14 protein-coding genes and 1 pseudogene are annotated in these 22,618 nt (G+C 69.0%); 11 read left to right on the plus strand and 4 right to left on the minus strand.

Annotated features, from left to right (window positions below):
- Nucleotides 1–29 precede the first annotated feature (29 nt).
- The 3 genes and pseudogenes from STRCI_RS30830 to STRCI_RS30840 form a co-directional block, all read right to left on the minus strand.
- A complete protein-coding gene (locus STRCI_RS30830) occupies nt 30–1,394 on the minus strand; it encodes a hypothetical protein (protein WP_269662214.1) in 1,365 nt (454 codons plus the stop codon).
- Nucleotides 1,395–1,483: 89 nt separating this feature from the next.
- Nucleotides 1,484–3,448: pseudogene (locus tag STRCI_RS30835) on the minus strand (alpha-glucuronidase).
- A gap of 15 nt (nt 3,449–3,463) precedes the next feature.
- Entirely contained in the window at nt 3,464–7,252 is a 3,789-nt protein-coding gene (locus STRCI_RS30840) for a GH92 family glycosyl hydrolase (RefSeq protein WP_269662215.1), read from the minus strand.
- Between the two features lie 347 nt (nt 7,253–7,599).
- Between STRCI_RS30840 and ngcE the strand changes: the two genes are divergently transcribed.
- From ngcE to STRCI_RS30890, 10 genes are all read left to right on the plus strand, one after another.
- Nucleotides 7,600–9,045, plus strand: a complete 1,446-nt coding sequence (gene ngcE, locus STRCI_RS30845) for an N-acetylglucosamine/diacetylchitobiose ABC transporter substrate-binding protein (RefSeq protein ID WP_269662216.1) — start codon at nt 7,600–7,602, stop codon at nt 9,043–9,045.
- A 73-nt stretch (nt 9,046–9,118) separates the two neighbouring features.
- On the plus strand, nt 9,119–10,048 hold the full coding sequence (locus STRCI_RS30850; protein ID WP_269662217.1) for a carbohydrate ABC transporter permease: 930 nt from the start codon (nt 9,119–9,121) through the stop codon (nt 10,046–10,048).
- Between the two features lie 17 nt (nt 10,049–10,065).
- Entirely contained in the window at nt 10,066–10,986 is a 921-nt protein-coding gene (locus tag STRCI_RS30855) for a carbohydrate ABC transporter permease (RefSeq protein WP_269662218.1), read from the plus strand.
- A 195-nt stretch (nt 10,987–11,181) separates the two neighbouring features.
- Nucleotides 11,182–12,381: an ROK family transcriptional regulator gene (locus STRCI_RS30860; RefSeq protein ID WP_269664691.1), complete on the plus strand. Its 1,200-nt coding sequence runs from the start codon at nt 11,182–11,184 to the stop codon at nt 12,379–12,381.
- 133 nt (nt 12,382–12,514) lie between these two features.
- Nucleotides 12,515–13,612 (plus strand): substrate-binding domain-containing protein, encoded by a 1,098-nt coding sequence (locus STRCI_RS30865; protein ID WP_269664692.1) that lies wholly within the window; start codon nt 12,515–12,517, stop codon nt 13,610–13,612.
- A gap of 182 nt (nt 13,613–13,794) precedes the next feature.
- Nucleotides 13,795–14,586 carry an ATP-binding cassette domain-containing protein gene (locus STRCI_RS30870; RefSeq protein WP_269662219.1) on the plus strand — a complete coding sequence of 264 codons (792 nt, stop codon included), beginning with the start codon at nt 13,795–13,797 and terminating at the stop codon, nt 14,584–14,586.
- Nucleotides 14,583–15,875, plus strand: coding sequence for a sugar ABC transporter permease (locus STRCI_RS30875; protein ID WP_269662220.1), 1,293 nt, complete (start codon nt 14,583–14,585; stop codon nt 15,873–15,875). The genes STRCI_RS30870 and STRCI_RS30875 overlap by 4 nt, the downstream gene beginning before the upstream one ends.
- Nucleotides 15,876–16,058: 183 nt before the next feature.
- A complete protein-coding gene (dxs, locus tag STRCI_RS30880; RefSeq protein ID WP_269662221.1) occupies nt 16,059–17,978 on the plus strand; it encodes a 1-deoxy-D-xylulose-5-phosphate synthase in 1,920 nt (639 codons plus the stop codon).
- Between the two features lie 138 nt (nt 17,979–18,116).
- Nucleotides 18,117–19,640: an amino acid permease gene (locus tag STRCI_RS30885; RefSeq protein ID WP_269662222.1), complete on the plus strand. Its 1,524-nt coding sequence runs from the start codon at nt 18,117–18,119 to the stop codon at nt 19,638–19,640.
- 74 nt (nt 19,641–19,714) lie between these two features.
- A complete protein-coding gene (locus STRCI_RS30890) occupies nt 19,715–21,145 on the plus strand; it encodes a glycosyltransferase family 39 protein (RefSeq protein WP_269662223.1) in 1,431 nt (476 codons plus the stop codon).
- On the opposite strand, the gene STRCI_RS30895 is transcribed toward STRCI_RS30890, so the two are convergent.
- Entirely contained in the window at nt 21,142–21,513 is a 372-nt protein-coding gene (locus tag STRCI_RS30895; RefSeq protein WP_269662224.1) for an NTP pyrophosphohydrolase, read from the minus strand. The genes STRCI_RS30890 and STRCI_RS30895 overlap by 4 nt on opposite strands.
- A gap of 51 nt (nt 21,514–21,564) precedes the next feature.
- Between STRCI_RS30895 and STRCI_RS30900 the strand changes: the two genes are divergently transcribed.
- Nucleotides 21,565–22,581 (plus strand): DUF8189 domain-containing protein, encoded by a 1,017-nt coding sequence (locus STRCI_RS30900; protein ID WP_269662225.1) that lies wholly within the window; start codon nt 21,565–21,567, stop codon nt 22,579–22,581.
- The last annotated feature ends 37 nt before the right edge of the window (nt 22,582–22,618 follow it).

Below are 22,618 nucleotides of genomic sequence, written 5' to 3' on the forward strand. Positions count from 1 at the left end.
AAGAATGAGAAGCGGACGAAGTCGTCCGGTTATGAGGCCAGGCGGGGCCGGGTACGGCTGCCGCGCTTGCGGCGCAGTACGGGAGGCGTACGGCGGTCGAGCCGGATACGGCGCCCTTCGGCTCCGACGTCGGCGGCGGGGTGCACGGCGACCAGGCCCGAGCGGAAGAGCCCGTGCTCGATGCGGCGGGCGGCGGCCGACTCCAGTTCCTCCCGGAGCGGGCCCTCGCGCAGCATCGCACCGGGACCGAGCAGCCCTTCGACCACGGCCAGCGCCCCGCCGACATCACCGTGGCCGAGGCGCTCCCGGACCGCGGGCAGCGCCTCCGGGCTGCGGTGCACGGCGTCGATCGCCCGCAGACACGGCAGCGGGGGGCCGCCGAACGCCACCAGCAGTTCCTCCCGGCGCAGTTCGACCGCGTCGTGGTCGACCGCCGTCAGCACCCCGTCCCGCAGCGCGATCCGGTGCACCTCGCCCCGGCACTCCACCCGATGCGGATCGACGGGTTCGGGAACCGGGTGCGCCGCCGGAGGAGAGGCGTACGCGGGCAACGCGGCGGCGACGAGCGGATGCAGCCGGTCGGCGGCGAGCAGCCCCGCCCGCAGCAGCTCCAGGTCCGGCAGCACCCGGGTCGCCGCCTCCGGCAGCACCGGGAGCGCCGCGACCTCCTGCGGCGGCAGCTCCTCCTGCACCAGCCGGAGCGTCGGGGCGTGGCTGTCGTCGGGGGCGACGAGTTCGAGCACCTCATGGCTGCGCGGACCGGTGCGCACGGTGAAGGCACCGCGAGCAAGGCCGCATTCGGCCCGCAGCAGCTGCTCGGCCTCGGCAGCCCAACCCGCCGTGTTCCACAAGGAGTCGGGCGGATCACCGCACCGGTGCGCCAACTCCCCGCTGCGGCCGGAATCCCACAGGTGCCGGTGCAGATCGAGCCGGAACCGCCGGTCGGGATGCGGGTGCGGATGGTGCCCGGAGTCGTAGCTCCCGGAGGACTCGTCCCACAGCGCCAGCGACATCCGCTGTCCGGCGTCCGCCCAGGCAGGAGGCGTCCGCACCACTAGCTGCACCGAACCCGAATACCGGGCCAGCGAGAGGGTGAGACCCGGCCGGAGCCACCCGTCGGGGGCGATCCGCGGCATGTGCCAGCGCAGCAGATCCGGCGCCAACCGGCGCAGGTCCGCGCGGAGTCGAGTGAGCAGTTCGGTGCCGTAGCGGTGACGTACGGCGCGCAGATCGAGGTCGACGTCGACCCGGGCGGCGGCGCAGGCACCGGCCCAGTCACCGGCCGTACGCCGCGCGGTCGCGGTCTCGATCATGGACGGTGGCACGGCGTACTCGCGTACGCGCTGCCACATCGACAGGCGGGTCGGAATCGTGTCCGCGAAGTGAAGTGCCATCAGCACTCACCTTGCGTGGACGATTCCCCCAATCCGGAAGAGGGGAAGGTGTTCATCGCCCGCATCATAAGCACCACGATCGGGATCTGTCAGTAGAGATCCCGCCCCCGCCCGTCCGGAACGCCCGACTTCCGCAGGAAGTAGCTGTTGATCTGATCCCGCCACTCACGGGCGCCGCGGAGCTGCTCGGCGAACCGCTCGGTGACCCGCGCATGACGTCCCGCGTTCATCAACTCCCTTAGCGAAGCCCACACTTCGGACGCTTCCTCGACCTCCGTCACCCCCTCGAAGTGGGTGTCGTAGATGTGCTGGATCACCGTCCTCCCGCTGTGCAGCACATGCCCGTACGGCACATGGTGGAAGAACAGCAGCAGTTCGTCGGGGCAGGTGGCGAGCGACTCGTACACCTCGGCCCACGGCTTGGCGTACTGCCCCGCGTACCCGGTCCCGGTGGCCACGCTCCGGTCGACGCCCACCCCGTCCCGGTCGGCGAAGTGGTAGGTGCCCCAGGGGCTGTACTCGTACCCGTCCACACTCGGCCCGTAGTGGTGCCCCGGCTGCACCATGAACCCCACGCCGAGCGGCGCGGTGTACTTCTCGTACGTCCGCCAGGACCCCTCCAGCACGGCCCGCACCCCCGCCGCCGGACCCGGCCCGAAGGTGAGCCCGATCCAGTCGTCGAGGATCGCCAGGGGATCGGCGCCCGGGTCCCAGGCGAGCCGCCCGAAGGTGTACAGGTTGGACTGGGCCAGCGGATGCCCGGTCCAGAACGGGTCGTCCCCGGCGTTGGAGACGGCGACCAGGCCGTCGGACAGGCCCCCGGTCGGAGCGGTCCCCTCCGGCCGGAACCGCAGCGCCTCGCCCCACATCGGGCCCAGCCAGCACACGTGCCGCTGCTGCCCGGTGTACTCCTGGGTGGCCTGCACCTCCACCGCGAGCCGCGTCCCCGGCATCGCCCCGAGCAGCGGCGAGACCGGCTCGCGCACCTGGAAGTCCATCGGCCCGTGCTTCACCTGGAGCACCGCGTTCGCCGCGAACTCCTCGTCCAGCGGCACGAAATGGTCGTACGCCGCCCGCGCCCGGTCCGTCGAGCGGTCCCGCCAGTCCTGGCGGTGGTCGTACACGAACGCCCGCCAGCGCACGGTCCCGCCGTACGGTGCCAGCGCCGCCGCCAGCATGTTCGCGCCGTCGGCATGGCTGCGGCCGTACGCGAACGGCCCCGGCTGCCCCTCGGAGTCGGCCTTCACCAGGTACCCGCCGAAGTCGGGTATTGCCGCGTACACCTCGGCGGTCGCCCGCTCCCACCACCGCCGCACCCCGTGGTCCAGCGGATCGGCGGTGTCCAGGCCGCCGAGCAGGATCGGCGCGGCGAAGGACACCGAGAGGTGAGTGCGGATGCCGTAGGGCCTCAGCGCCTCGGCGATCCTGGCCACGTCGCCGATCCGCTCGGTCAGCAGCCGTGCCTCGGTCGCGTGCACATGACGTTGTTCACGGTCACGGCGTTGATCCCGCAGGCCGCCAGCAGCCTGCCGTAGACCCGCACCCGCTCCAGATCGCCGCGCGCCCGGCCGTCCCGCCAGAACAGGGAGCCGCCGGAGTACCCGCGCTCCACCTGGCCCATCACCGGATGCACGGCCACGTTGTCCCAGTGGTCCAGCACCCGCAGCGCCACGCCGGGCCGGTGCGTCAGCCGCGCCCGCTGCCCGCCGAAGGCGTCCTCGCCGAGCCGTACGACATGGAACAGGCCGTGCAGCAGCCCGCGTTGGCCGGTCGCGGTGACCGTAGTGCGGTTCTCGGCGCGCTCGAAGGTGAACGCCTCGCTGTCGTCGGCGCCGGTCAGGTCGAGCACCAGGTCGAACGGTTCGGGGGAAGCGTCACGTACGACGCTTCCCCCGAACCGTGCACAAGCCTCCGCCACTTCACCGTGCACCGTGTCCACCAGGAGCCCCGATCCGCGGATCAGGGTCGACCCGGCTGCCGATCGCCTCGAAGGCGGCGGGCGGCAGCCAGGCCGGGTCCACACCGGCGGGGAGCACGGGCACGGGTAGCGGCATGGGCCTCAACTCTCCTCATTCAGCGAGGAGTTCGACCTCCGAAACGGTCGCCTCGCCGTCCAGCACCAGGCGGTACTTCTCGTACGTACCCGGTGAGCCCACCGAGAACGCCCGGGTCTGCCGGTCCCAGGTGAAGGACTCACCCGTGCGCCGGTCCAGCGTCGTCCACTCGGTTCCGTCCGAGGAGCCCTGGAGGGTCCAGCCGGTCGGCGCCTTGGCGCGGTCGGACGAGGTCAGCGTGTACTGGACCGCCTCGGCCGGCTCCGGCGTCGGCAGATCCACCGACGTCACCGCCGCGCTGGTCCCGGAGGTGTTGTCGAACAGCGCGCCCTCGCCCTTCAGCACGTCCGCCCGGGGCGTGGGCACCTTGTCGTCCTGGGTGATGGAGACCGGCGCCGCGTTCTTGCCGGTGCCCCAGGCCGACGGCCGCGGGCCCATGTCGAACTCCAGGACCCCGCCCTTGGCGAGCAGCTTGTGCGGCAGCGAAGTCGACGTCCAGGTCTTGCCGTTGACCTTCAGACCCTGGACGTAGACATTGCGGGCGCTGTTCCCCGGCGCCTTGACGACCAGGTCCTCGCCGTTCTCCAGATGGACGGTCGCCTTGGTGAACAGCGGGGAGCCGACGGCGTATTCGCCGCTGCCCATGACCAGTGGGTAGAAGCCGAGCGCGGAGAAGAGGAACCAGGCCGACTGCTCGCCGTTGTCCTCGTCGCCGTGGTAGCCCTGGCCGATCTCGCTGCCGGTGTAGAGGCGGGAGAGCACCTCACGGACGTTCGCCTGCGTCTTCCACGGCTGCCCGGCCGCGTCGTACATGTACAGGGCGTGGTGGGCGACCTGGTTGGAGTGCCCGTACATGCCCATCCGCACGTCCCGCGCCTCCGTCATCTCGTGGATGACACCGCCGTAGGAGCCGACGAAGTCGGGGGAGGCCGTCTCCGGGGTGCCCAGGTACGCGTCGAGCTTGTCGGCGAGCTTGCTGCGGCCGCCGTAGAGGTTGGCGAGACCGCGGGAGTCCTGCGGGGCGGTGAAGGCGTAGCCCCAGCCGTTGGTCTCGGTGTAGTCGTAACCCCACACGCGCGGGTCGTACTTGGCCGACTCCACCCGCCAGTCACCCTTGGCGTCCCGGCCCTGGAAGAAGCCGGCCCGGGAGTCGAACAGGTTCACATAGTCCTGGGCGCGGTTCAGGAAGTACTCCGACTCCTCCTGGTAGCGCTTCTCGCCGGTCTTCCTGTAGAGCTCCTGGCCCATCCGCGCGATGCCGTAGTCGTTGAGGTAGCCCTCCAGCGCCCAGGAGAGGCCCTCGTGGGTGTCGCTGCTGGTGTAGCCGAGGAACGGCGAGGTCGCCATGCCCTTGCGGCCCACGCCCGAGGAGGGCGGCACGACGGTGGCGTTCTTCACGGCCGCGTCATAGGCCGCCTTCGCGTCGAAGCCGACGCCCTTGACGTAGGCGTCCGCGAAGGCGACGTCGGAGGAGGTGCCGGTCATCAGATCCGCGTAGCCCGGCGAGGACCAGCGAGATGTCCAGCCGCCGTCCTTGTACTGCTGCACGAACCCGTCGACCATCTCACCCGCCTGAGAGGGCGTCAGCAGGGAGTACGCGGGCCATGTGGTCCGATAGGTGTCCCAGAAGCCGTTGTTGACGTAGACCTTGCCGTCCACGATCTTCGCGCCGGTGTGCGTCGGGGTGTCCGGGTTCGGCATCGGGGAGAAGGGCGAGGCGTACTGGTACTTCGAACCGACCTTCTCGAAACCGGAGTTGGGGTACAGGTACAGCCGGTACAGGCTGGAGTACAGCGTGGTCAGCTGGTCCGGCGTGGCGCCCTCGACCTCCACCTTGCCGAGGATGCGGTCCCACTGGCGCTGGGCGCGGTTCTTGACCGCGTCGAAGGAGGTGCCGTCCGGGACCTCCTGGCGCAGATTGGCCCTGGCCTGGTCCACGCTGATGAGCGAGGTCGCCAGGCGCAGGGTGACCCGCCGGTCGTCCCCGGCGTCGAAGCGCAGGTAGCCCTTGACGCCGCTGGAGTCACCCTCGGTGACCGGCTTGTCGAACTCGCCGTAGACGAAGAGCCGGGTGGCGCCCGTCGACAGGCCGGACTTCACGTCCGAGTATCCGGTGAAGGTCCCGCTGTCCTTGTCGAGGGTCAGGCCCGCCTGGTCGGTGACGTTGTCGAACAGGACGCTGGTGTCGTCGCCGGGGTAGGTGAAGCGCAGGACCGCCGCGTGGTCGGTCGGCGTCATCTCCGCCTTCAGCCCGTTCTCGAACCGCACCCCGTAGTAGTACGGCCGCGCGGTCTCGTTCTCGTGCCGGAAGGCCAGCTCACGGGCGTCCCGCCCGGTCTCCGGGGTTCCGGACGCGGCCGACGGCATCACCTGGAAGGTCTGCCGGTCGCCCATCCAGGGGCTCGGCTCATGGCTCGCGCTGAACGCCTGGATCGTGGGCAGATTGTCCGAGTTGTTCGATCGCGCGTAGTCATAGAGCCAGCTCAGCGAGCCCGCGTTGGTGACCGGCGTCCAGAAGTTGAAGCCGTGCGGGACGGCCGTCGCGGGGAAGTTGTTGCCCCGCGAGAAGCCACCGCTGGAGTTGGTGCCCCGGGTGGTGAGCGCGTAGTCCGACAGATGCGCCTTCGGCCGCTCCTGCGGCACGCTCTTCAGGCTCACGTCGTCCAGCCAGCCGCGGAACTTCGCCGGGCCCTTGGGGGAGTCGTAGGCGACGAGGATCCGGTCCACGGTCTTGCCGGCCGCGACCGACCCGATCCGCGAGGCGACGTTGTTCCACTGGTTGACGTAGAGGATCTTGGAGTCCCCCTGCCCGCGCGGTGTCAGCGGGAAGCCGTGCTGGTCGGTGGCCTTGAGGCCGCTCAGATACGTGCCGTCGGTGAAGGCGAGGTCCACCGAGACGTTCGTGGCGTCGTAGTCGAGATCGCGGTCCGCCATCGACGGGAAGATCCGGTACGACAGCCGGGTGTCCCGGCCGACCGCCACGTTCACGTCGAAGACCTTGTTGTACGAGTACGCCCGTCCGTCCGCCGTGTGCCGCCCCGCGTAGCGCAGCGCCCGCTTGCCGGTGAAGCCCGCGCCCGCCTTCGCCGTCGGCGAGCCGCTCGGGCCGCGGTCGACCAGCGAGAGCATGTCCTGCGGTATCGGGGTGTCGCTGTCGCCGGTGGAGAACTGGACGTCGGCGAGCTGGAGGATGTCCGAGGCGCCGTTGTTGCGGGTGACCTCGATCCGGAAGTGCCGGTACTCGCCCGGCTCGGCGAGGTCGTAGGTCTTCGTCTGGAACCGCTCGGCGAAGGTTTCACCCGAGCGGGAGTCCAGGGTCGTCCAGTTCGTGCCGTCGGTCGAGCCCTTCAGGGTCCAGTCCCGCGGATCGCGCCCGGCGAAGTCATTGGCCGAAGTGAGCGCGTATTTCGCGATTTTCACCGGTTTGTCAAGGTCGAACTCGACCCACCCGGTGGGCTGGAAGACCAGCCACTTGGTGCTGGGCTCGCCGTCGACGAGGTTCTCCTTCACCTCGCCGCCGCCGGTGTTCTCGCCGCTCGCCCGTACGTCGGTGACATGGTCGGTCACATTGCCCGGAATGCCCGAGCTGTAGCCGCCGTCCACCCCCTCGGCCCGCTTGCTGCCGTCGGGTGCCGTGTCGACCGTGTTGAGCCAGTCCGGGGCAGGGTCACCGCTCTCGAAGGAGGAGCTGAACTCCCGGTCGACGGTGGGGGCCTCGGGCAGGGCCACCGCCACGCCCTGTGAGCCCACCGCCAAAGCGAAGGCGGTCGCCCACACGACCGCCGTGCCACGTCTGTGTCTCATCTGGCAAGCACTCTCCCTGCGCTCTGGACAACGTTGTCAGCTTCGGTGCGCAAGGATTAGTAGTGGCTCAAGTCGCCTGCTGTGTCAAGGGTGTTGGCTGTGGCATTCGGGGGTGATGGCGGGGATTTTTCCGCCAGGGGGTCCACGACCCGCTCATATTTCCAAGAGGTCTCAACTCGGAAAAGACCACCGGCCAACCTTGCATTCGATCTTGCTCCGCTGGCGGGAAGTGGACTATACCTGTCGGCGATTCACGGTAGTTCCTGCATGACCCTGCTTGACCTGACCGCGGTGCCGGCGAGGATCCGGTTCACCGCCTGAGTCCTGGAGAAGGCGAGGACTTGAGCATGGGATCCAGCTCCGACCCGAACAGCACAGAGGTGGGCACAGGCCGCCGCGATCTGATCAAGCGGTCCGCCGCACTCGGTCTGATCTCGGTGCCGACGATGAGCTTCCTCTCCGCCTGCGCGAGCGGCGGCGGGGACGACTCGTCCGACGGTGAGACCGAGGGCAAGACGTCCGAGAAGAACCCGTTCGGCGTGAAGGACGGCAGCAAGCTCGACGTGGTCGTCTTCAAGGGCGGCTACGGCGACGACTACGCCAAGGCGTGGGAGGCGTCCTTCGAGAAGAAGTGGGGGGTCACCTCCACCCACACCGGCACCCAGGAGATCACCGGCAAGCTCCAGCCGCGCTTCAACGCGGGCAACCCGCCGGACATCGTGGACGACTCGGGCGCGCAGCAGATCCCGATCGACGTCCTCAACAAGAACGGCCAGCTCCTCGACCTCGCCGCGGTCCTGGACGCCCCGTCGATCGACGACCCGAGCAAGAAGGTCCGCGACACCCTGATCCCGGGCACGCTGGACGCGGGCATGCAGGGCGGCAAGGTCGTCGCCCTCAACTACATCTACACGGTGTGGGGCCTGTGGTACTCCGGCAAGCTCTTCCAGGAGAAGGGCTGGGAGGCGCCCCAGACCTGGGACGACTTCCTCGCCATCTGCAAGGACGCCAAGTCCCAGGGCATCGGCGGCCTCGCGCACCAGGGCAAGTACCCGTACTACATCAACGTCGCCATCATGGACCTGATCGCCAAGACCGGCGGTCTGGACGCCATGAAGGCGATCGACAACCTCGCACCCGACGCGTTCGTGGGGTCCGAGGCCGCGACGGCGGCCGTCGAGGCGATCTACGAGGTCGTCGAGAAGGGCTACTTGATGCCCGGTACGAACGGTCTGACCCACACCGAGTCGCAGACCCGATGGAACCAGTACAAGGCGGCCTTCATCACCAGCGGCTCCTGGCTGGAGAACGAGCAGCTGAAGACGACGCCGGAGGACTTCGACATGAAGTTCCTGCCGATGCCGCTGCTGCCCGACAGCAAGCTGCCCTTCGAGGCGATCCGGGCCGGTTCCGGTGAGCCGTTCATCATCCCCGCCAAGGCCAAGAACCTCCCCGCGGCCAAGGAGTTCATGCGGATGATGCTGTCCAAGGAGTGGTCGACGCTGTTCGCCAAGGAGGCGAACTCGCTGACCATTCTCGCGGACGGCGTGGACTCCAGCGTCCAGCTGCGGCCGGGCACGCAGTCGACGGTCGAGGCGTCCAAGGCGGCCGGTGACAACACCTTCCGTTACCTGTACACCGAGTGGTACAGCGAGATGGGTACGGCGATCGAGAACGCGTCCAACGAGCTGATGGCCAAGCGGATCCAGCCCAAGGAGTGGCTGAAGCGGGCCCAGGCGGCCGTCAACAAGCAGGCCGAGGACCCGGAGTCCAAGAAGAACCGTCGGGACTGATCTCGCACGACGACCACGTTCCGGGCCGGACGACCCCGGCCCGGAACGGCACTTCAGGGGCAGGAAAACGCCTATGCGTAAAGGGCAGTACCGGTTCGTCGCGGGGTTTCTGGTTGTTCCCGTGGCGCTCTACGTGGTCTTTGTGATCTGGCCTTACATCCAGACGTTCGGCTATTCGCTGACCGACTGGAAGGGGCAGTCGCAGTCGTTCAAGTTCGTCGGCCTGGACAACTACACCGCGTTGTTCAAGGACGACATCTTCATGGGGGCGATCTGGCACAACATCCTGTTCCTGATCTTCATCCCGGCGATCACCATTCTGCTCGCCCTGTTCTTCGCGTTCATGCTGAACGCGGGCGGACGCGGACGGGCCGGCGGAGTCGCCGGAGTGGCCGGCTCCGGGTTCTACAAGGTCGTCTACTTCTTCCCGCAGGTCCTGTCGCTGGCGATCCTCGCCGTGCTGTTCGGCGCTGTGTACCGCAGTGACAGCGGCGGCATGCTCAACGGGATGCTGATCAAGCTCGGCCTGGTCGACTCGGCCAGCCCCGTGGAATGGCTCAACGAACCCAACATCGTGCTGTGGGCGCTGATCGCGGTCGTCGTCTGGCACGGCGTCGGCTTCTATCTGGTGCTGTTCTCCGCGGCCATGCAGTCCATCCCCCGGGACATCTACGAGGCCGCGCTGATCGACGGCGCCGGCCGGGCGCACACCTTCTTCCGCATCACCCTGCCCCTGCTCTGGGACTCCGTGCAGACCGCCTGGGTCTACCTCGGCATCGCCGCGATGGACATGTTCATCCTGGTGACGACCATGACCTCCGGTGACTACGGCGGCGGCCCCGATCACCACAGCGAGGTCATGGCGACGGTGATGATGCGCAACTTCCTGCTGTACGGAAAGAGCGGCTACGCCTGTGCCATGGGCGTGATCATGCTGCTGCTCACCCTGATCGTGTCCGTGGTCACGCTGCGCGCCACCCGCCGCGAGCGCATCGAGTTCTGAGCGGGAGAGACGACGACATGAGCGCACCCATCAAGGAATCGGCACCCCCGACCCCGCCCCCGGTCAGCAAGGCACCGGCCCGGCCGGGCGACGAACGCGGCGAGGGCGTCGTACTGAACGTCTTCTCGCACGGCTTCCTCGCCCTGTGGGCGCTGCTGATCGTGCTGCCGCTGCTGTGGCTGGTGCTCAGCTCCTTCAAGACCGACGCCCAGATCGGCGGCTCGGCGTTCGGCTGGCCGGAGAGCTGGTCGCTGGACGTCTTCTCCCGGGCCTGGGACAAGGGCATCGGGGACTACTTCGTCAACACCGTCATCGTGCTGATCTTCTCGGTGCCGCTGACGATGCTGTTCGGCTCCATGGCGGCGTACGTGCTGGCCCGCTACCAGTTCTGGGGCAACAGGTTCCTGTACTACTTCTTCGTCGCGGGCGCGATGTTCCCCGTGTTCCTGGCCCTGGTCCCGCTGTTCTTCATGGTCAAACGGCTGGACATGCTGAACACGTACCAGGGTCTGATCCTGGTGTACGTCGCCTACTCGATGCCGTTCACGGTCTTCTTCATGCACGCCTTCTTCCGGACCCTGCCGACGGCGGTGTTCGAGGCAGCGATCCTGGACGGCGCCTCGCACAGCCGGGCCTTCTTCCAGGTGATGCTGCCGATGGCGAAGCCGGGACTGCTCAGTGTCGGCATCTTCAACACCCTCGGCCAGTGGAACCAGTTCATCCTGCCGACGGTGCTGATGCAGCCGCAGAGCGGCGACGATCCGGAACGCTATGTGCTGACCCAGGGGCTGATCCAGCTCCAGCAGCAGCAGGGGTACGCCTCCGACCTCCCGGTGCTCTTCGCGGGTGTCACCATCGCGATGATCCCCATGCTGGTCGTGTACCTGTCGTTCCAGCGGCAGGTACAGGCGGGTCTGACCTCCGCGACCTTGAAGTAAGCCTCGAAGTAACCCTCGGCAGTCAACCGGACGCACGCCGTTCCCTCTCCTGGGAGCGGCGTGCGTCCGTGTGTGCTGCGTCCTGGATACTGTTCAACCTCTTGACGGGAGGCAACCCGAACGGCTCAGCTTAGAGTTCACTAGTTGGACATAGACGGGGCCTCACTGAAGCGGTCCCGCGCGCAGGAGGTCGTCGTGGAGACTCCGGGGTCGCAGTCGTCGCTGCACCGAGCCAACCTGGAACGGGTCGTCCGTGCCGTACGGCTGGCGGGCTCGCTCACCCAGGCGGAGATCGCCAGGACGACAGGTCTGTCGGCGGCGACGGTCTCCAATATCGTCCGGGAGCTGAAGGACGGCGGAACCGTCGAGGTCACGCCCACCTCTGCGGGTGGCCGCCGGGCCCGCAGCGTCTCGCTGAGCGGGGACGCGGGCATTGTCATCGGCGTCGATTTCGGGCATACCCACCTACGCGTCGCGGTGGGCAATCTGGCCCACCAGGTGCTCGCCGAGGAGTCCGAGCCGCTCGATGTGGACGCCTCCTCGACGCAGGGCTTCGACCGGGCCGAAGAGCTGGTCAACCGCCTGATCGCGGCCACCGGGGTGGACCGCTCGAAGGTCGCGGGCGTGGGCCTCGGTGTGCCCGGCCCGATCGACGTGGAGTCCGGGACCCTGGGCTCCACCGCCATCCTGCCGGGCTGGACCGGCACCAAGCCCGCCGAGGAGCTGCGGGGGCGGCTCGGCGTGCCGGTGCACGTGGACAACGACGCCAACCTGGGCGCCCTCGGGGAGCTGGTCTGGGGGAGCGGCCGGGGGGTGCGCGATCTGGCGTACATCAAGGTCGCGAGCGGTGTCGGCTCGGGTCTGGTGATCAACGGAAAGATCTACCGAGGGCCTGGCGGCACGGCCGGAGAAATCGGACATATTACACTTGATGAATCCGGCCCGGTCTGCCGCTGCGGCAACCGGGGCTGTCTGGAGACGTTCACGGCGGCGCGCTATGTGCTGCCGCTTCTCCAGTCCAGTCACGGTACGGATCTCACCATGGAGGGTGTGGTCCGGCTGGCCAGGGACGGAGATCCGGGCTGCCGTCGGGTGATCGCCGACGTCGGCCGCCACATCGGCAGTGGGGTGGCCAATCTCTGCAATCTCCTGAACCCGAGCCGGGTGGTCCTCGGTGGTGATCTCGCCGAGGCCGGCGAACTGGTTCTCGGGCCCATCAGGGAGTCCGTGAGCCGGTACGCGATCCCCAGCGCAGCACGTCAACTCTCCGTTCTCCCGGGGGCTCTTGGGGGCCGTGCGGAGGTACTCGGAGCGCTTGCCCTCGCTCTCGGCGAGATGGGCGATTCGACCCTTTTGGACAGCACTCTGCACGCCTCGGCGCCCGCCTTCACTTAGAGAACGGATGGCACCGTTGCCAACCCGTTAAGGATTTACTTCTTGACGTCGCACGCGTGGCCGAGTTGACTTCCAGCCACCTCGGCCGCAACGACGCGGCCTCGTCAGGGAGGTTTCTAGAGTGAACACGCGTATGCGTCGTGCCGCCGTTGCCGTTGCCGCAGGTGCAATGGCCATCTCGCTCGCCGCTTGTGGCAGCGCCGATGAGGCCGGTGACAGTGACTCCACCAAGTCGGCCGCCAAGAAGGGCGACGACATCAAGGTCGGTCTGCTCCTGCCGGAGAACCAGACCGCGCGGTACGAGAAGTTCGACCGCCCGCTCATCGAGAAGAAGATCGGCGAGCTGACGAACGGCAAGGGCGAGGTCGTCTACGCCAACGCCAAGCAGGACGCCAGCCAGCAGAGCCAGCAGGTCGACTCGATGATCACCAACAAGGTGGACGTGATCATCCTGGACGCGGTGGACGCCGCGGCCATCAAGTCCTCCGTGCAGAAGGCCAAGGACGCGGGCATCCCGGTCGTCGCGTACGACCGCCTGGCGCAGGGCCCGATCGACGCCTACACCTCGTTCGACAACGTGACGGTCGGCAAGACCCAGGGCGAGGCGCTCCTGGAGGCCCTTGGCGACAAGGCCAAGGACGGCCAGATCGTCATGATGAACGGTTCCTCCACCGACCCGAACGCCGCCCAGTTCAAGGAGGGCGCGCACTCCGTCCTCGACGGCAAGGTGAACGTCGGCAAGGAGTACGACACCAAGGAGTGGAAGCCGGAGAACGCCAACTCCAACATGGAGGGCGCGATCTCGGCGATCGGCAAGGACAAGATCATCGGCGTCTACTCCGCCAATGACGGCATGGCCGGCGGTATCATCACCGCCCTCAAGGCCGCCGGCCTCGACGTCCCGGTCACCGGCCAGGACGCCGAGCTCGCGGGTGTGCAGCGCATCGTCACCGGTGAGCAGTACATGAGCGTCTACAAGCCGTACGCCCCCGAGGCCGACGCCGCCGCCGAGATGGCCGTCGCGCTCGCCCAGGGCAAGGCGCTCGACTCCATCGCCCCGGACAAGGTGGACAGCCCCACCAACAAGGGCATCCCGTCCGTCCTGGTCGACGTCACCTCGCTGACGCAGGACAACATCAACGACACTGTCGTCAAGGACGGCGTCTACACCGTCGCCGAGATCTGCACCGCCAAGTACAAGGCGGCCTGCGAGAAGATCGGCCTCGAGTAAACAGCATCGAGTCCCTTTCCAAGTACGGGAATTCGTCCTTGAATTCCCGTACGGGACTTGAGCTCCAGGCTCCTCCGGTGCCCCGCGCAACATACAGCCCCGCAAGCTCGGCGCGGGGCGCCGGACGGAACTCCCCCCAATATCTTCTGCACAACCTCCCGCCGGGTCAGGCGGCGAAGGAGATGGTTCACGTGTCCGCTACGCCCGTGCTGGCGTTGCGCGGGGTCTCCAAGCGGTTCGGTGCCGTTCAGGCGCTCACCGACGTAGAGCTTGAGGTCCACGCCGGTGAAGTGGTCGCCCTTGTCGGCGACAACGGCGCCGGAAAGTCCACGCTGGTCAAGACGATCGCCGGCGTGCACCCCATCGATGACGGCGTCATCGAGTGGGACGGAAAGGCCGTGTCGATCAGCCGGCCGCACGACGCCCAGAGCCTGGGCATCGCGACGGTCTACCAGGACCTCGCGCTGTGCGACAACATCGATGTCGTCGGCAACCTCTACCTGGGCCGGGAGCTGCGCAAGCGCGGCATCCTGGACGAGGTGGAGATGGAGCGCCGCTCCCGCGAGCTGCTGGACACGCTGTCGATCCGCATTCCCAGCGTCCGTATCCCGATCGCCTCGCTCTCCGGCGGTCAGCGCCAGACGGTCGCCATCGCCCGCTCCATGCTGGGCGCGCCCAAACTGGTCATCCTCGACGAGCCCACCGCGGCTCTCGGTGTCGAGCAGACCGCACAGGTCCTCGACCTCGTCGAGCGGCTGCGCGAGCGCGGCCACGCCGTCATCCTCATCAGCCACAACATGGCCGATGTGAAGGCGGTGGCCGACAAGGTCGCCGTGCTGCGGCTCGGACGCAACAACGGCGTCTTCGAGGTCAAGTCGACCTCGCAGGAAGAGATCATCTCCGCCATCACCGGTGCCACGGACAACGCCGTGACCCGTCGTGCGGCGCGCTCCAATGGGGAGGTTCAGAAGTGAGCATCGACAAGACCTCCACGCCTCCCGAGGACCACGCGGTGGAGAACCCCGAGGCGGCACGCGGCTCCGACGTCGCCGTCGACCCCCGGCTGCTGGTGCGCGAGCAGGGCCTCGCGGGCTATGTGACCGAGTTCAAGCGCAAGATGAAGGCCGGCGACCTGGGCTCCATCCCGGTCGTCATCGGTCTGGCGGTCATCTGGATCATCTTCCAGAGCCTGAACTCCAACTTCCTCACCGCGGGCAACCTCTCCGACATCTCCGTCGCCATGGTCGGCACGGGCATGATCGCGGTCGGCATCGTGTTCGTCCTGCTGCTGGGCGAGATCGACCTGTCGGTCGGCTCGGTCTCCGGTGTCGCCGGCGCCACCTTCGCGGTGCTGAACGTCACCCACGGCATGAACGAGTGGCTCGCCTTCGTGCTGGCCATCCTCACCGGCACGGTCGCCGGTGCCATCCACGGCTTCTTCTTCGCGAAGATCGGCGTCCCCGCCTTCGCCGTGACGCTGGCCGCTCTGCTGTTCTGGCAGGGCTTCATGCTGCAGATCCTGGGCGACAACGGCACCATCAACCTGGACAGCGAGGGCATCGTCGCCAAGCTGACCAGCTACTACTTCTCCGATGTCGCGGCCGCCTACGGGCTGGCCACCGCCGCGGTCGTGCTGTTCTTCCTCAGCTCCTTCTACGGCAACCGCCGCCGCGAGGCCGCGGGCGTCCCGTCCCGGCCGCTGAGCGAGACCATTCTGCGCACCGCGCTCCTGGCGGTCGTCTCCTTCGCCGTCGCCGCGGTCTTCAACTCCTACAAGGGCCTGCCGCTGGCCGTGGTGCTCTTCATCGCGGTCCTGCTGATCACGGACTTCGTCCTGCGCCGCACCGCGTACGGCCGCAAGGTGTTCGCGCTCGGCGGCAGCGTCGAGGCGTCGCGCCGGGCCGGCATCAACGTGGAGCTGATGCGGATCTCGGTCTTCGCGATCTCCGGCACCTTCGCCGCCATCGGTGGCCTCTTCGTCGCCTCGAAGATCGCCTCCGCCAACCAGGGCGCGGGCACCGGTGAGTTCCTGATGAACGTCATCGCCGCGGCCGTCATCGGCGGAACCTCGCTCTTCGGTGGCCGGGGCCGCACCTGGAACGCCCTGCTGGGTGTCCTGGTGATCGTCTCCATCCAGTACGGCCTGGCCCTGGAAGGCATCGCCTCCCCGGTCCAGTACATGATCACCGGTGGTGTGCTGCTCACGACCGTCGTCATCGACGCGATCACCCGCAGGACCCAGAAGACCGCCGGTCGCGCATAACCGCGTACCGCAGGACCTGTGCCCGGCACCAATGGCGGTGCCGGGCACAGTCATGTCGTAGGAACGGCACATTGTGGGTACAGCCGATCGCGTGATGTACGACGCACCGCCCGCGCGCTGGCCGCGCAGGCGGAACATTAGACTCGACAAGCCCGGCAACAGCTCTACTGCAAGGAGGCACGGGTGCCGCTGCTGACCCGCATCAGGGGACCGCGCGATCTGGACCGGCTCAGCCTGGAGCAGCTGGACCAGCTGGCCGGCGAGATCAGGACCTTCCTCGTCGACGCGGTCTCCAAGACCGGCGGCCACCTCGGCCCCAACCTCGGTGTGGTGGAGCTGACCATCGCCCTGCACCGGGTCTTCGAGTCGCCCAGGGACAAGGTGCTGTGGGACACGGGCCACCAGTCCTACGTCCACAAGCTGCTCACCGGCCGCCAGGACTTCTCGAAGCTGAAGATGAAGGGCGGCCTGTCCGGCTACCCCTCGCAGGCCGAGTCCGAGCACGACGTCATCGAGAACAGCCACGCCTCCACGGTGCTCGGCTGGGCCGACGGCCTCGCCAAGGCCAACCAGATCCAGAAACGCGACGACCACGTCGTCGCCGTGATCGGTGACGGCGCCCTCACCGGCGGTATGGCCTGGGAGGCGCTGAACAACATCGCCGACGCCAAGGACCGCCCGCTGGTCATCGTCGTCAACGACAACGAGCGCTCCTACGCGCCGACCATCGGCGGCCTGGCGAACCATCTGGCGACCCTGCGCACCACCGACGGCTACGAGCGCTTCCTGGCCCGCGGCAAGGACCTCCTGGAGCGCACCCCGGTCGTCGGCAAGCCGCTCTACGAGACCCTGCACGGCGCCAAGAAGGGCCTGAAGGACTTCATCGCCCCGCAGGGCATGTTCGAGGACCTGGGCCTGAAGTACGTCGGCCCCATCGACGGCCACGACATCGAGGCCCTGGAGTCCGCCCTGGCCCGCGCCAAGCGGTTCGGCGGCCCGGTCATCGTGCACTGCCTCACCGAGAAGGGCCGCGGCTACCAGCCCGCCCTCCAGGACGAGGCCGACCGCTTCCACGCCGTCGGCAAGATCCACCCCGACACCGGGCTGCCGATCGCCACCAGCGGCGCCGACTGGACCTCCGTCTTCGGCGAGGAGATGGTCAGGCTCGGCGAGGAGCGCGACGACATCGTCGCCATCACCGCCGCCATGCTCCAGCCGGTCGGCCTGGACAAGTTCGCCAAGCGCTTCCCCGAACGGGTCTACGACGTCGGCATCGCCGAGCAGCACGGCGCCGTGTCCGCCGCGGGCCTGGCGACCGGTGGCGTGCACCCGGTCTTCGCCGTCTACGCCACCTTCCTCAACCGCGCCTTCGACCAGGTCCTGATGGACGTGGCCCTGCACCAGTGCGGGGTGACCTTCGTGCTGGACCGGGCCGGGATCACCGGCACCGACGGCGCCTCCCACAACGGTATGTGGGACATGTCGATCCTCCAGGTCGTCCCCGGCCTGAGGCTCGCCGCGCCGCGCGACGCCGACCAGGTACGCGCCCAGCTCCGCGAGGCCGTCCAGGTGAAGGACGCGCCGACCGTGGTCCGCTTCTCCAAGGGCGCCGTCGGCCCCGCCGTACCCGCCGTGGGCCGCGTCGGCGGCATGGACGTGCTGCGCGAGCCGGGCACCGACCGGCCCGACGTGCTGCTGGTCTCGGTGGGCGCCCTCGCCCCGATGTGCCTGGAGATCGCCTCCCTCCTCGACAAGCAGGGCATCTCCACCACCGTGGTCGACCCGCGCTGGGTCAAGCCCGTCGACGAGGCCATGGCCCCGCTCGCCGAGCGCCACCGGGTGGTCGTCACCGTCGAGGACAACTCCCGCGTCGGCGGCGTCGGCTCCGCCGTCGCCCAAGCCCTGCGCGACGCGGGCGTCGACGTCCCGCTGCGGGACTTCGGCATCCCGCCGCGTTTCCTCGACCACGCCTCGCGCGCCGAGGTCATGGCCGAGATCGGGCTGACCGCCCCGGACATCGCCCGCCAGGTGACCGGGCTGGTCTCCAAGCTGGACGGGCGGTACGACCGCACTCCGGCCGAGGCGGAGCCCGCGCGCGACTGAGTACCGCCGAATGGGCCGGTCCCACCCTCCTTTGCGGTGGTGGAACCGGCCCATCCGGGTGACCTGGCTCGTGTCAGGGCATACGCACCACGCCCCCTCTCGATCATGTCGAGGACGACAAGCGTGGGAGGTACGCCCGTGGCCAACACCATCTTCCGGACGAAGAAGGTCGAGCAGTCCATCCTCGATACCGAGGAACCGGAGCACGCCCTCAAGAAATCCCTGTCCGCCCTGGATCTGACGGTCTTCGGAGTCGGTGTCATCATCGGCACCGGCATCTTCGTCCTGACCGGGACCGTCGCCAAGAACAACGCCGGTCCGGCCGTCGCCCTGGCCTTCGTGGTGTCCGGCGTCGCCTGCGCGCTCGCCGCGCTCTGCTATGCCGAGTTCGCCTCCACGGTCCCGGTCGCCGGGTCCGCCTACACCTTCTCCTACGCCTCCCTCGGTGAACTGCCCGCCTGGATCATCGGCTGGGACCTGGTCCTGGAGTTCGCGCTGGGCACGGCGGTGGTGGCCGTCGGCTGGTCCGGCTACGTCCAGTCGCTCATGGACAACGCGGGCTGGGAGATGCCCGCGGCGCTGGGCAGCAGAGAGGGCGCGGGGGAGTTCGGCTTCGACATCCTCGCCTTCGCCCTCGTGATCGTCCTGACCGGCATCCTCGTCCTCGGGATGAAGCTGTCCGCGCGGATCACCTCGATCGTCGTCGCCATCAAGGTGACGGTCGTGCTGACCGTGATCATCGCGGGTGCCTTCCTGATCGACGGCGAGAACTATGACCCGTTCATCCCGAAGCAGCAGGCCGTGGACGCCGGGGAGAGTCTCCAGGCGCCACTGATCCAGCTGATGTTCGGCTGGGCGCCCTCCAACTTCGGTGTGATGGGCATCTTCACCGCCGCCTCGGTGGTGTTCTTCGCCTTCATCGGCTTCGACGTGGTGGCCACCGCCGCCGAGGAGACCAAGAACCCGCAGCGCGACATGCCCCGCGGCATCATCGGCTCCCTCCTCATCTGCACCACGCTGTACGTCGCCGTGTCGATCGTCGTCACGGGCATGCAGCACTACAGCGAGCTGTCCGTGGACGCCCCGCTCGCCGACGCCTTCAAGGCCACCGGACATCCCTGGTTCGCGGGCTTCATCAGCTTCGGCGCCGCGGTCGGCCTGACCACGGTCTGCATGATCCTGCTGCTCGGCCAGACCCGGGTGTTCTTCGCGATGAGCAGGGACGGACTGCTGCCGCGGTTCTTCTCCCACGTCCACCCGAGGTTCAAGACCCCGCACCGGCCGACCATCCTGCTCGGTGTGATCATCGCGATCCTGGCCGGCTTCACCCCGCTGACCGAACTGGCGGCGCTGGTGAACATCGGCACCCTGTTCGCCTTCGTGGTGGTCGCGATCGGCGTGATCATCCTCCGCAGGACCCGCCCCGACCTGCACCGGTCCTTCCGCACTCCGTGGGTGCCGGTCATCCCGATCCTGTCGGTGTGCGCCTCGCTCTGGCTGATGATCAACCTGCCCGCCGAGACCTGGGTCCGGTTCGCCATCTGGATGGTGGCCGGCTTCTTCGTGTACTTCCTGTACGGCCGTTCCCACAGCCGCCTCGGCAAGCAGGAGGAGATGACCGTCGGCCAGGTGATGAAGCCCCCGCGCGGTGACTCCGAGTAATCGTTCCGTCGAACACTCCGGCCCCGTATGTCCCGCTTCGGCGTGGACTGCGGGGCCGGATAGCGTGCACTTCCATGGACGCCGAGCTCCTCGCCCCGCAACGCTCCGTATCCACCCCGCGCATCGGCGACGGCTACTGGAGACGCCTGCTCCCGGCCCTGTCGCTCCTGGCCTGTCTCACCCGCGTCCCGTCCTTCGTCCACCCTCTCTGGAACCCCGACGAGGGCTATCTCGCCGTACAGGCCCGCATGCTCGCGCACGGCGGGGAGCTCTACGAGACAGTCGTGGACCGCAAGCCCCCGCTCGTTCCGTGGCTCTACCAGGGGGCGTTCGCGCTGGCGGGCTCCGACTCGCTGGTGTCGGTGCGGCTGCTGGCGGTCCTGGCGCACCTGCTGACCGCGGCCCTGCTCGCCTCGCTGGCCCGCCGCCGCTGGGGTGACACGGCGGGCCGCACGGCCGGAGTGCTGTACCTGCTGATCTCCATCGGCCTGAACCCCGAGGACGCGCAGGCGGCCGGCTTCGAGGTGTTCATGCTGCCGTGCACGGCAGCCGCGATGTGGTGCGCCGACCGCCGCCGCTGGACCGCGGCGGGCCTGGCCGTGGGCTGCGCCTTCCTCGCCAAGCAGACGGGCGGCGCGGTACTGCTGCCGGTGCTGTGGCTGTGCGGCGCCTCCTGGGCGGGGCTGGTCGGGCTCGGACTGGGGGCCGTACTGCCGGTGCTGCTGGCCGCCCTGCTCACCGACCCGTCCGGCTTCCTGTTCTGGACGGTCACCGGATCGGGCGCGTACGCCTCCTTCACTGGCTCCGAACTGCACGTCCTGGGCCGGGCGTTGACCAACACCGCGATCCTGACGGTGGCCTGCGCGGGCGTACTGCCGCTGCTGGTACGGGCGAGGCGTCCGGAGCCCAAAGACCTCTGGCTGTGGCTGGCCGCCTCGGGAGGCGCGGTGGCCCTGGGCTTCCACTTCTTCGGCCACTACTACTTGCAACTGACCCCGCCGCTGGCCCTGTTGGCGACAGCGGCATTACGGCACCTGCCCCGGCCCCGGGCGATGCGCGCCCTCATCACCACGGCCTGCTGCGCCACCCTCTTCCTCACCTGGGGACTGCTGACGCCTCGCCCCGAACTGACCCATGCCGAGCGCCTGGCGGAGGCGATCGGCCGCCACACCGCCCCGCAGGACCGGATCCTCGTGTGGGGCATACACCCCGAGACGTACTGGCTGTCCGACCGCACCCCGGCGACCCGCTATCTGACGGCCGGTCTCCTGACGAACTACAGCGGCGGCCGCGACGGCCCGAGCGTGGGGGAGCGGTACGCGATGAAGGGCGCCTGGACGACCCTGAACCGGGAGTTCGCCACCGATCCGCCCCGCCTGATCATCGACGACTCCCGGGGCAAGCCGTACGCCCCGGAACGGATCCGGCCGCTGCGGCGGCTGCTGGAGGGGTACGAGGAGGTGGCGGTGGTGGACGGCGCCGTACTGCACGCGCGCGTGCGCTAGCCGGACCGTACCGTCCGAGGCCCCGTCACCTCCGCGCCCAGTTCCGTCACTCGGCGGCGCAGCTCGCGGTCGGCCGTGACGACCAGGCACGGGCGGTCGGGCCGGCGTGCCGCGACCAGCGCCACCATGTGGTCGTCGCCGCTGCCCGGCGCGGATTCGACCCGTACGCCCTCGACGGACCCGACGCCCCGCGCCGCGCCCTCCACCACCAGCACGATCTCCACCGGGCCCGGCCGTCCCGGCACCCCGTCCGCCGCCAGCCGGTCGCGGAGCCGCTCCGCCGCGCCCCGGCGGTCCCGCCACCATCCGTCCGGCACCGATCCGACCACGTTCGCGGCATCGACGATCACGAGCAGGGCAGCCTCCATGGCCCCAGGGTCGCACGCGCTGCCCGGGACGCCCCCGTTTAGAGTGATCCGGTGAACGGCGACTGGCTCATACGCGGCCGAGACGGCCGCCTCAGCGTCTACTGGCACACCCAGGACGCCGTCCTGTGCCGTGCGGAGCGCGTCCCCGGCGGCAACTGGGACGCTCCCCGCCGGGTGGGCGGCGACCAGAAGGTGCAGCCGGGCTTCGCGCTGGGCCAGGGCCCCGACGGCTACGGCCACCTCATCGCCTGGCGCCCCACCCGTTCGGGCGAGTCGGGGCTCGTGCACTCCACCCACTTCCGCCCCCTGCTCGCCGCCCTGGACTGGCAGTCCATCGGCCACCCCAACAAGACCGGCGAGCGCACCGGCACCCCCGCCGTCGCCGTCGACGCGGAGGGCCGCGCCCACCTCTTCGTACGCAATCGCGGCAAGGGCGTGCACACCATCAACCAGAAGGAACGCGGCGGCTGGAACACCTGGCACGACCTGAAGGGCTCCAAGGTGGGCGAGGAACTCGTCGCCGTCACCGCCGAGTCGGGCCTGGTCGAGGTGTACGCCACCAGCCCCGAGGGCGTCCTGCGCTGGCTCCAGCAGGAGCCCGGCGCCCGCCCGCTCGCCGCCGACCCGCTGGCCGCACGGATCGAGCCCGGGACGCTCGGCGCGCTGCCGACCTCGAAGGAGCACACCACCCTCTTCTTCAGCGATCCCGAGGGCATGCTGCACGCCTGGCGCCCGGACGGCGACCCGGTCCCGCTGCTCGCCGCCGCGGGCTCGGGACCGGTCTCCGCCGTCCGCTGCGACCTGAACGGCCACGACTGCACGCTGCTCGCCCAGCGCTCCTCCTCGGGGCGGGTGGCGTTCGCCGCGTACCCGACGGAGCAGGAGTCGGCGGGCCTGTGGTGGACGGAGTCAGGACCCGCCCTGCCCGCGGGCACCCGGGTCGCCGTGGCGGAGGATGCCGAGGGCCGGGTGGTGGCGGCGAGCCTGACCCCGGACGGCGTGCTGCGCGTGGCCCGGCAGAAGGACGAGCCGGGGCTGGCGCTCGCCGCCTGGCAGGAGCACCGCTAGACACGACGATGCCCCGCACACCAAGTGGCGTGCGGGG

It is taken from the genome of Streptomyces cinnabarinus (genome assembly GCF_027270315.1).
GTDB classification, from domain to species: Bacteria; Actinomycetota; Actinomycetes; order Streptomycetales; family Streptomycetaceae; genus Streptomyces; species Streptomyces cinnabarinus.

Excerpts from the sequence above, each read along its gene's own strand:
- STRCI_RS30830 (WP_269662214.1), bottom strand. The coding sequence starts at position 1,394 with ATGGCACTTCACTTCGCGGACACGATTCCGACCCGCCTGTCGATGTGG.
- STRCI_RS30840 (WP_269662215.1), bottom strand. The coding sequence starts at position 7,252 with ATGAGACACAGACGTGGCACGGCGGTCGTGTGGGCGACCGCCTTCGCT.
- ngcE (WP_269662216.1), top strand. The coding sequence starts at position 7,600 with ATGGGATCCAGCTCCGACCCGAACAGCACAGAGGTGGGCACAGGCCGC.
- STRCI_RS30850 (WP_269662217.1), top strand. The coding sequence starts at position 9,119 with ATGCGTAAAGGGCAGTACCGGTTCGTCGCGGGGTTTCTGGTTGTTCCC.
- STRCI_RS30855 (WP_269662218.1), top strand. The coding sequence starts at position 10,066 with ATGAGCGCACCCATCAAGGAATCGGCACCCCCGACCCCGCCCCCGGTC.
- STRCI_RS30865 (WP_269664692.1), top strand. The coding sequence starts at position 12,515 with ATGCGTCGTGCCGCCGTTGCCGTTGCCGCAGGTGCAATGGCCATCTCG.
- STRCI_RS30870 (WP_269662219.1), top strand. The coding sequence starts at position 13,795 with ATGGTTCACGTGTCCGCTACGCCCGTGCTGGCGTTGCGCGGGGTCTCC.
- STRCI_RS30890 (WP_269662223.1), top strand. The coding sequence starts at position 19,715 with ATGGACGCCGAGCTCCTCGCCCCGCAACGCTCCGTATCCACCCCGCGC.
- STRCI_RS30895 (WP_269662224.1), bottom strand. The coding sequence starts at position 21,513 with ATGGAGGCTGCCCTGCTCGTGATCGTCGATGCCGCGAACGTGGTCGGA.